This is a genomic window from Streptomyces sp. NPDC086077 (assembly GCF_040686175.1).
Taxonomy (GTDB): Bacteria; Actinomycetota; Actinomycetes; order Streptomycetales; family Streptomycetaceae; genus Streptomyces.
Map to the genome: position 1 here is coordinate 44,915 of NZ_JBFBJT010000041.1, position 8,566 is coordinate 53,480.

Here is an 8,566-nt window from a genome sequence, read left to right on the forward strand (position 1 = left end):
AGCGAACGGTGACCGGAACCGCCACGGCGCGCGACGACGACACGGAGCGCGCGACGCTGGACAAGGCCACGGCAGAGAACTTCCCCGTGGCCCCCTTCTTCCTGCCCCGGGCCTGGCGCACCGACCTCATGGCCGTCTATGGCTTCGCCCGCCTCGTCGACGACATCGGTGACGGCGATCTCGCCCCCGGCGGGGCCGACGCCCGCCTCCTCGGCGTGCCGTCCGAGCGGGCCGGCGACCGCATGGCCCTGCTGGACGCCTTCGAAGCAGACCTTCACCGCGTCTTCGACTCGGCCCCGCGCCACCCCCTGCTGCGCCGTCTCCAGCCGACCGTCCGCCGCCGCGCCCTGACGCCCGAGCCCTTCCTCGGCCTGATCGCCGCCAACCGCCAGGACCAGCTCGTCAAGCGGTACGAGACCTACGACGACCTGCTGGCCTACTGCGAACTGTCCGCGAACCCCGTGGGCCGGCTCGTCCTCGGCGTCACCGGAACCTCCACCCCCGAGCGCGTCCGCCGCTCGGACGCGATCTGCACGGCCCTGCAGATCGTCGAGCACCTCCAGGACGTGGCCGAGGACCTCGGCCGCGACCGCGTCTATCTGCCCGCCGAGGACATGAAGCGCTTTCACGTCCAGGAGGCTGATCTCGCCGCGGCGACCACCGGCGCATCGGTGCGCGCACTGGTCGCGTACGAAGCGCAACGCGCCCGCGACCTCCTGAATGAAGGCGCCCCCCTCGTGGGTAGCGTGCACGGCAGACTGAGGCTGTTGCTCGCGGGGTTCGTGGCGGGGGGAAGGGCGGCCGTCGAGGCGATCGCCGCCGCCCGGTACGACGTACTTCCCGGCCCGCCCAAGCCCGGCAAGCTCCGGTTGCTGCGTGAGGTGGGCGTGACCCTGCGAGGAGAGGGGTGATCCGGACAGTGGAGTCTGCACCACACGTGTCCGCACCGGTACTCGCCGCCTACAGCTACTGCGAGGCCGTCACCGGACAGCAGGCACGTAACTTCGCCTACGGCATCAGGCTGCTGCCGACGCCCAAGCGCCGCGCGATGTCGGCGCTGTACGCGTTCTCCCGGCGGGTCGACGACATCGGCGACGGTGAGCTCACCGACGACCTGAAGTTCGACCGGCTCCAGGAGACCCGGTCGCTGCTCGACCGCATTCGTGAGGACGAGATCGGCGAGGACGACACCGACCCGGTCGGCGTCGCCCTGGCCCACGCCGCCCGGCACTTCCCGATCCCGCTCGACGGCCTGGACGAGCTCATCGACGGCGTCCTGATGGACGTACGCGGCGAGACCTACGAGACCTGGGACGACCTGAAAGTCTACTGCCGCTGTGTGGCCGGGGCCATCGGCCGGCTCTCGCTCGGTGTCTTCGGTACGGAACCGGGGGCGCGCGGCGCCGAGCGCGCGCCCGAGTACGCCGACACGCTCGGGCTCGCGCTCCAGCTCACCAACATCCTGCGGGACATCCGCGAGGACGCCGAGGGCGGGCGCGTCTACCTGCCCGCCGACGACCTCGCCAAGTTCGGTTGCTCGGCCGGGTTCAGCGGGCCGAACCCGCCGAAGGGCTCCGACTTCGCGGGCCTCGTGCACTACGAGGTGCGGCGGGCCCGAGCCCTCTTCGCCGAGGGCTACCAGCTGCTGCCCATGCTCGACCGGCGCAGCGGCGCCTGCGTCGCGGCCATGGCGGGTATCTACCGCCGCCTCCTCGACCGCATCGAGCGTGAACCCGAGGCCGTGCTGCGCGGCCGGGTCTCGCTGCCCGGACGCGAGAAGGCCTACGTCGCCGTGCGCGGCCTGTCCGGTCTGGACGCTCGGCATGTGACCCGGCGGGCCGTCAGGAGGCGCGCCTGATGGACAGCCTGGGGCAAGGTGACGCCGACGGCGGAAAGCGGCACGCAACCCTCCGCGGCCGGATGGCGTCCCTGACTGCGACGGCCTGCCGGGGCGCTGTGACGCGTCGCGGCGGGAGCGCAGGGGAGGGTGCGCGATGACCGACGACATGCGGTCCGGGCCCGCACGGGACACGGTGGTGGTCGGCGGAGGGCTCGCCGGAGTCACCGCCGCGCTCGCGCTCGCCGACGCCGGGGTGCGCGTCACCCTGCTCGAAGGCAGGCCGAGACTCGGTGGCCTCGCCTTCTCCTTCCAGCGCGGTGAGCTGGCCGTCGACAACGGCCAGCACGTGTATCTGCGCTGCTGCACCGCCTACCGCTGGTTCCTCGACCGGATCGGCGGCGCGGCACTTGCCCCGCTGCAGGACCGTCTCGACGTGCCCGTCCTCGACGTCACCAAGCCCGAGGGCAGGCGACTCGGCAGGCTGCGGCGCGACGCGCTGCCGGTGCCCCTGCATCTGGGGCGCAGCCTCGCCACGTATCCGCATCTCTCACTCGCCGAGCGCGCCAAGGTCGGCCGGGCCGCGCTCGCACTCAAGGGTCTCGACCTCGCCGATCCGACGCTGGACGCACAGGACTTCGGCAGCTGGCTGACCGCGCACGGTCAGTCGGCGCGTGCTGTCGAGGCCCTGTGGGACCTGGTCGGGGTCGCCACCCTCAACGCGGTCGCGGCCGACGCCTCCCTGGGGCTCGCCGCGATGGTGTTCAAGACCGGTCTGCTCTCCGACCCGGGCGCGGCCGACATCGGCTGGGCGCGCGTCCCGCTGGGCGAACTGCACGACCGGCTGGCCCGCAGGGCGCTCGACTCCGTCGGCGTCCGAACCAGGATCCGTTCACGCGTCACCTCCATCTCCCAGAACGGCAACGGGCGTTGGAGCGTTCAGGTTCCCGGCGAAGTCATCGAGACCGACGCCGTCGTGCTCGCCGTACCCCAGCGCGAGACCTACGACCTGCTGCCGGACGGCGCGCTCGACGATCCGGCACGACTGCTGAGGATCGGTACCGCGCCGATCCTCAACATCCATGTCGTCTACGACCGCAAGGTCGTCGACGCCCCCTTCCTCACCGCGCTCGGCACGCCCGTGCAGTGGGTCTTCGACCGCACCGACGCCTCGGGGCTGAGGTCCGGCCAGTACCTCGCGCTGTCGCAGTCGGCCGCGCAGGACGAGATCGACGCGCCCGTGGCCGCACTGCGCGAGCGCTATCTGCCCGAGCTGGAGCGCCTGCTGCCGCGGAGCCGGAGTGCCGAGGTGAGGGACTTCTTCGTGACCAGGGAGCGCACCGCGACCTTCGCTCCCGCGCCCGGCGTCGGACAGCTGCGGCCCGGCGCCGGCACCAAGGCGTCCGGCCTGTACCTGGCTGGAGCGTGGACCGCCACCGGGTGGCCCGCGACCATGGAAAGTGCGGTCCGCAGCGGCATCGGCGCGGCGGACGCCGCGTTGCGTGCCCTCGGCCGGCCCCGCCCCCGCCATCTCTTCGACGTCGAGGAGGCGGCGTGACGACGAGGCAGCGCGCGGCAGGCCCCCGCACCTCCGGTACCGCAACAAGAGGAGAGAAAGTGCCCACTGTGCCCCCGGCCTCGAAGGCCGCTCGAGAGACCGCGGTGGACGTGGCCGCGATCCTGGAGCGCGGCCGGACCCTGGCCACACCGGTACTGCGGGCGGCCGTCGACCGCCTGGCCCCTCCCATGGACACGGTCGCCGCCTACCACTTCGGCTGGATCGACGCCGCTGGCAACCCGGCCGACGGCGACGGCGGCAAGGCCGTACGCCCCGCTCTCGCCATCCTGTCCGCCGAGGTCACCGGGGGCGCGCCCGAGGTCGGCGTTCCCGGCGCGGTCGCCGTCGAACTGGTCCACAACTTCTCCCTGCTGCACGACGACCTGATGGACGGCGACGAGCAGCGCCGGCACCGCGACACCGTCTGGAAGGTGCACGGCCCCGCCCAGGCCATCCTGGTCGGCGACGCCCTGTTCGCGCTGGCCAACGAGGTGCTCCTGGAACTCGGCACCGTCGAGGCCGGCCGCGCCACCCGCCGGCTGACCACCGCGACCCGTGCCCTGATCGACGGCCAGGCCCAGGACATCTCCTACGAGCACCGAGACCGCGTGAGCGTCGAGGAGTGCCTGGAGATGGAGGGCAACAAGACCGGCGCCCTGCTGGCCTGCGCCAGCTCCATCGGCGCCGTGCTGGGCGGCGCCGACGACCGTACCGCCGACACCCTGGAGAAGTACGGCTACCACCTCGGCCTGGCCTTCCAGGCCGTAGACGACCTGCTCGGCATCTGGGGCGACCCGGAGGCCACCGGCAAGCAGACCTGGAGCGATCTGCGCCAGCGCAAGAAGTCCCTGCCGGTCGTCGCCGCCCTCGCGGCCGGGGGCAGCGCCTCCGAGCGGCTCGGTGAGCTGCTCGCCGCCGACGCCAAGAGCAGCGACTTCGCGAAGTTCTCCGAGGAGGAGTTCGCGGCCCGCGCCGCCCTGATCGAGGAGGCCGGCGGCCGCGAGTGGACCGCCGAAGAGGCACGCCGTCAGCACCGTGTCGCCATCGAAGCCCTCGACGCCGTCGACATGCCTGACCGGGTGCGGGACCGGTTCGTGGCCCTCGCCGACTTCGTCGTCGTACGAAAGAGATGATCACTATCGGCCTCATAGCCCTCGCTTAGTCGCCGGCCGGTGCCGCGGGATTCTCGTGTGCACCGGCCGACGGCGGACCCACAGCAGACGCACCGATTGCAGCACTGCACGAAGGGGAAGCCATGACAGCGACGACCGACGGAAGCACCGGGGCCGTGTCGCCCCGCGCTGCCGCGGCCAGCGAAAGCGACAGCACCACCCCGGTGGCGGCCGGGGTCCACGAAGCCGCCGAACGCGCCGTCCGGCGCGCCACCGACCACCTGCTCGCCCGGCAGGACGCGGAAGGCTGGTGGAAGGGCGACCTGGAGACCAATGTCACCATGGACGCCGAGGACCTGCTGCTCCGTCAGTTCCTGGGCATCCGCGACGAGTCCACGACGACCGCCGCCGCCCTCTTCATCCGCGGCGAGCAGCGCGAGGACGGCACCTGGGCCACCTTCCACGGCGGGCCCGGCGAACTCTCCACCACCATCGAGGCGTACGTCGCCCTGCGCCTGGCCGGCGACGCGCCGGACGCGCCGCACATGGTCCGGGCGGCCGAGTGGATCCGCTCCCGGGGCGGCATCGCCGCGGCCCGGGTCTTCACCCGGATCTGGCTCGCCCTGTTCGGCTGGTGGAAGTGGGAGGACCTGCCCGAACTGCCGCCGGAGCTCATGTACTTCCCGAAGTGGCTGCCGCTCAACATCTACGACTTCGGATGCTGGGCCCGGCAGACGATCGTCCCGCTGACCGTCGTCTCCGCCAAGCGCCCGGTACGGCCCGCCCCCTTCCCGCTGGACGAGCTGCACACCGATCCGGAGCATCCGAACCCGGCGAAACCCCTGGCCCCGGTGGTGAGTTGGGACGGCGCCTTCCAGCGGCTGGACAAGGGTCTGCACGCCCTGCGCAAGGTCGTGCCGCGGACCCTGCGGCGCGCGGCGATGCGGTCGGCCGCGCGCTGGATCATCGAGCGGCAGGAGAACGACGGCTGCTGGGGCGGCATCCAGCCGCCGGCCGTGTACTCGCTCATCGCCCTCCACCTGCTGGGCTACGACCTCCAGCACCCGGTGATGCGGGCCGGTCTGAAGTCCCTCGACCGGTACGCCGTGTGGCGCGAGGACGGGGCCCGGATGATCGAGGCCTGCCAGTCGCCGGTGTGGGACACCTGCCTGGCGACCATCGCCCTCTTCGACGCCGGGGTTCCCGCGGACCATCCACAGCTGGTGAGGGCCGCCGACTGGATGCTGGGGGAGCAGGTGGTGCGGCCGGGCGACTGGTCGGTCCGCCGACCGCAACTGCCGCCGGGTGGCTGGGCGTTCGAGTTCCACAACGACAACTACCCCGATATCGACGACACCGCCGAGGTGGTCCTCGCGCTGCGCCGCGTCCGGCATCACGACCCGGAGCGGATGGACAAGGCCATCGCGCGCGGGGTGCGCTGGAACCTCGGCATGCAGTCGAAGGAGGGCGCGTGGGGCGCCTTCGACGTCGACAACACCAGCCCGTTCCCCAACCGGCTGCCGTTCTGCGACTTCGGCGAGGTCATCGACCCGCCGTCGGCGGACGTGACGGCGCACGTGGTGGAGATGCTCGCGGTGGAGGGCCTCACCCGCGACCCGCGCACCAGGCGGGGCATCGAATGGCTGCTCGCCGCACAGGAGCCGGACGGTTCGTGGTTCGGGCGCTGGGGTGTCAACTACATCTACGGCACCGGATCGGTGGTGCCCGCGCTGACCGCCGCCGGCTTCCCCGTCTCGCACCCGGCGATCCGGCGGGCGGTGACCTGGCTGGAGAGCGTGCAGAACGACGACGGCGGCTGGGGCGAGGACCTGCGCTCGTACCGGTACGTCAAGGAGTGGAGCGGCAGGGGCGCCTCCACCGCCTCGCAGACCGCGTGGGCGCTGATGGCGCTGCTGGCGGCCGGGGAGCGGGACTCGCCGGCGGTCGAACGCGGTGTCGAATGGCTCGCCGCGACCCAGCGGGAGGACGGCTCCTGGGACGAGCCGTACTTCACGGGTACCGGCTTCCCGTGGGACTTCTCGATCAACTACCACCTGTACCGGCAGGTCTTCCCGCTCACGGCGCTGGGCCGCTATGTGCACGGTGAGCCGTTCGCCCGGACGGCGCTCGCCGGGGCCAAGGGGAGCGGATGAGCGCCCGCTCCGCTCCGGAACCCCTGCTGATCGCCTGTGCGCTCGGCATCGAACGGCTGGCGTTGCGACTGGGGGAGCGGGGAGGTGCCGACGGGCCGGTGACCGTGTTGCGCACGGGCATGGGGCCCACCGCGGCCGAGCGGTCCGTCACGCGGGCGCTGGCCGACCCGGCGCTCGCCGGGGCCGCTGTGCTGGCCACCGGCTTCTGCGCGGGGCTGGCACCCGGCATGCACCCCGGTGACCTGGTCGTCGCCGAGGAGGCCCGGGATCCGCGCGGCACCACGCCCTGCGAGGGCACCGACCTGCTCGTCAGGGAACTCAGGCGTGCGGTGCCCGGCCGCACCGTCCACACCGGCCCGGTCACCGGCTCCGGCCACGTCGTGCGCGGGCAGGAACGGTCCGATCTGCTGGCCACCGGCGCGATCGCCGTCGACATGGAGTCCGCCGCAACGCTCCTGAGCGCCGGGCGCGCAGGGGCACGTCCGGTTGCGGCCGTCCGGGTGGTCGTGGACGCTCCAGAACATGAACTCGTCCGTATCGGCACGGTGCGCGGTGGAATATCGGCTTTCCGCGTCCTTCGTTCCCTTCTTCCCGCATTCTTTGAATGGCACCGTAATGTGCTGCTCCCCAGGAGGTGAGCCCGATGGCCATGCCATTGCGCCAGTCCATCAAGGTCGCTACATACTTGGCTGAACAAAAGCTCCGCAGGCGCGACAAGTTCCCGCTCATCGTCGAGCTGGAGCCCCTGTTCGCCTGCAACCTGAAGTGCGAGGGCTGCGGCAAGATCCAGCACCCCGCCGGGGTGCTCAAGCAGCGCATGCCCGTCGCGCAGGCCGTGGGAGCGGTGCTGGAGTCCGGGGCTCCGATGGTGTCGATCGCGGGCGGCGAGCCGCTGATGCACCCTCAGATCGACGAGATCGTGCGGCAGTTGGTGGCCAAGCGGAAGTACGTCTTCCTGTGCACCAACGCGATGCTGCTGCGCAAGAAGATGGACAAGTTCACTCCGTCGCCCTACTTCGCCTTCGCCGTGCACATCGACGGCCTGCGTGAGCGGCACGACGAGTCGGTCGCCAAGGAGGGCGTGTTCGACGAGGCGGTGGCGGCCATCAAGGAGGCCAAGGGGCGCGGCTTCCGCGTCACCACCAACTCCACCTTCTTCAACACCGACACCCCCCAGACCATCGTCGAGGTGCTCAACTACCTCAACGACGACCTCAAGGTCGACGAGATGATGATCTCGCCCGCCTACGCCTACGAGAAGGCGCCCGACCAGGAGCACTTCCTGGGCGTGGAGCAGACCCGCGAACTGTTCAAGAAGGCCTTCTCCGGCGGCAACCGGCGCCGCTGGCGGCTCAACCACTCGCCGCTCTTCCTGGACTTCCTGGAGGGCAAGGTCGACTTCCCGTGCACCGCGTGGGCGATCCCGAACTACTCGCTCTTCGGGTGGCAGCGCCCCTGCTACCTGATGAGCGACGGGTACGTGCCGACGTACCGCGAACTGATCGAGGAGACCGACTGGGACAAGTACGGCCGCGGCAAGGACCCGCGCTGCGCCAACTGCATGGCGCACTGCGGCTACGAGCCCACCGCCGTCCTCGCCACCATGGGGTCGCTGAAGGAGTCGCTGCGCGCCATGCGCGAGACGGTCTCCGGAAACCGGGAGTGATGTCATGACCGCCATCTCCCTGGGCGTTCCCGAGGTGCCGGTGCGGCCGGTCGCCGAACGGCGGGTGTCGCGGCAGATCCAGGTCGGGCCGGTGGCGGTCGGGGGCGGGGCACCGGTGTCGGTGCAGTCGATGACGACGACGCGTACGTCGGACATCGGGGCCACGCTTCAGCAGATCGCCGAGTTGACGGCTTCCGGCTGTCAGATCGTCCGGGTGGCGTGCCCGACGCAGGACGACGC

Annotated in this window: 9 protein-coding genes; all 9 read left to right on the top strand. The window is 71.6% G+C overall.

All coding sequences use genetic code 11. The features are described from left to right. Positions 1-8: 8 nt before the first annotated feature. Positions 9-911: a squalene synthase HpnC gene (gene hpnC / locus AB0O67_RS14745; protein ID WP_365449852.1), complete on the top strand. Its 903-nt coding sequence runs from the start codon at positions 9-11 to the stop codon at positions 909-911. Further along, complete coding sequence (gene hpnD, locus AB0O67_RS14750; protein ID WP_365449854.1) at positions 908-1,858, top strand: presqualene diphosphate synthase HpnD; 951 nt, start codon at positions 908-910, stop codon at positions 1,856-1,858. The genes hpnC and hpnD overlap by 4 nt, the downstream gene beginning before the upstream one ends. Then, positions 1,858-1,998, top strand: coding sequence for a DUF6380 family protein (locus AB0O67_RS14755; protein ID WP_365449856.1), 141 nt, complete (start codon positions 1,858-1,860; stop codon positions 1,996-1,998). Before hpnD ends, AB0O67_RS14755 begins: the two co-directional genes overlap by 1 nt. Next, a complete protein-coding gene (gene hpnE / locus AB0O67_RS14760; protein ID WP_365449858.1) occupies positions 1,995-3,395 on the top strand; it encodes a hydroxysqualene dehydroxylase HpnE in 1,401 nt (466 codons plus the stop codon). Before AB0O67_RS14755 ends, hpnE begins: the two co-directional genes overlap by 4 nt. 68 nt (positions 3,396-3,463) lie before the next feature. Next, positions 3,464-4,528 (top strand): polyprenyl synthetase family protein, encoded by a 1,065-nt coding sequence (locus AB0O67_RS14765; protein ID WP_365449872.1) that lies wholly within the window; start codon positions 3,464-3,466, stop codon positions 4,526-4,528. Positions 4,529-4,650: 122 nt separating this feature from the next. Beyond that, the gene (gene shc / locus AB0O67_RS14770) at positions 4,651-6,660 is read left to right on the top strand and encodes a squalene--hopene cyclase (RefSeq protein ID WP_365449860.1); all 2,010 of its coding nucleotides are present in this window, start codon (positions 4,651-4,653) and stop codon (positions 6,658-6,660) included. Beyond that, positions 6,657-7,298: a 1-hydroxy-2-methyl-2-butenyl 4-diphosphate reductase gene (locus tag AB0O67_RS14775; RefSeq protein WP_365449862.1), complete on the top strand. Its 642-nt coding sequence runs from the start codon at positions 6,657-6,659 to the stop codon at positions 7,296-7,298. Before shc ends, AB0O67_RS14775 begins: the two co-directional genes overlap by 4 nt. Before the next feature lie 5 nt (positions 7,299-7,303). Continuing rightward, positions 7,304-8,326 (top strand): adenosyl-hopene transferase HpnH, encoded by a 1,023-nt coding sequence (gene hpnH, locus AB0O67_RS14780; RefSeq protein WP_365449864.1) that lies wholly within the window; start codon positions 7,304-7,306, stop codon positions 8,324-8,326. 4 nt (positions 8,327-8,330) lie between these two features. Next, on the top strand, positions 8,331-8,566 hold a 236-nt coding region (locus tag AB0O67_RS14785), incomplete at its 3' end, for a flavodoxin-dependent (E)-4-hydroxy-3-methylbut-2-enyl-diphosphate synthase (RefSeq protein WP_365449866.1).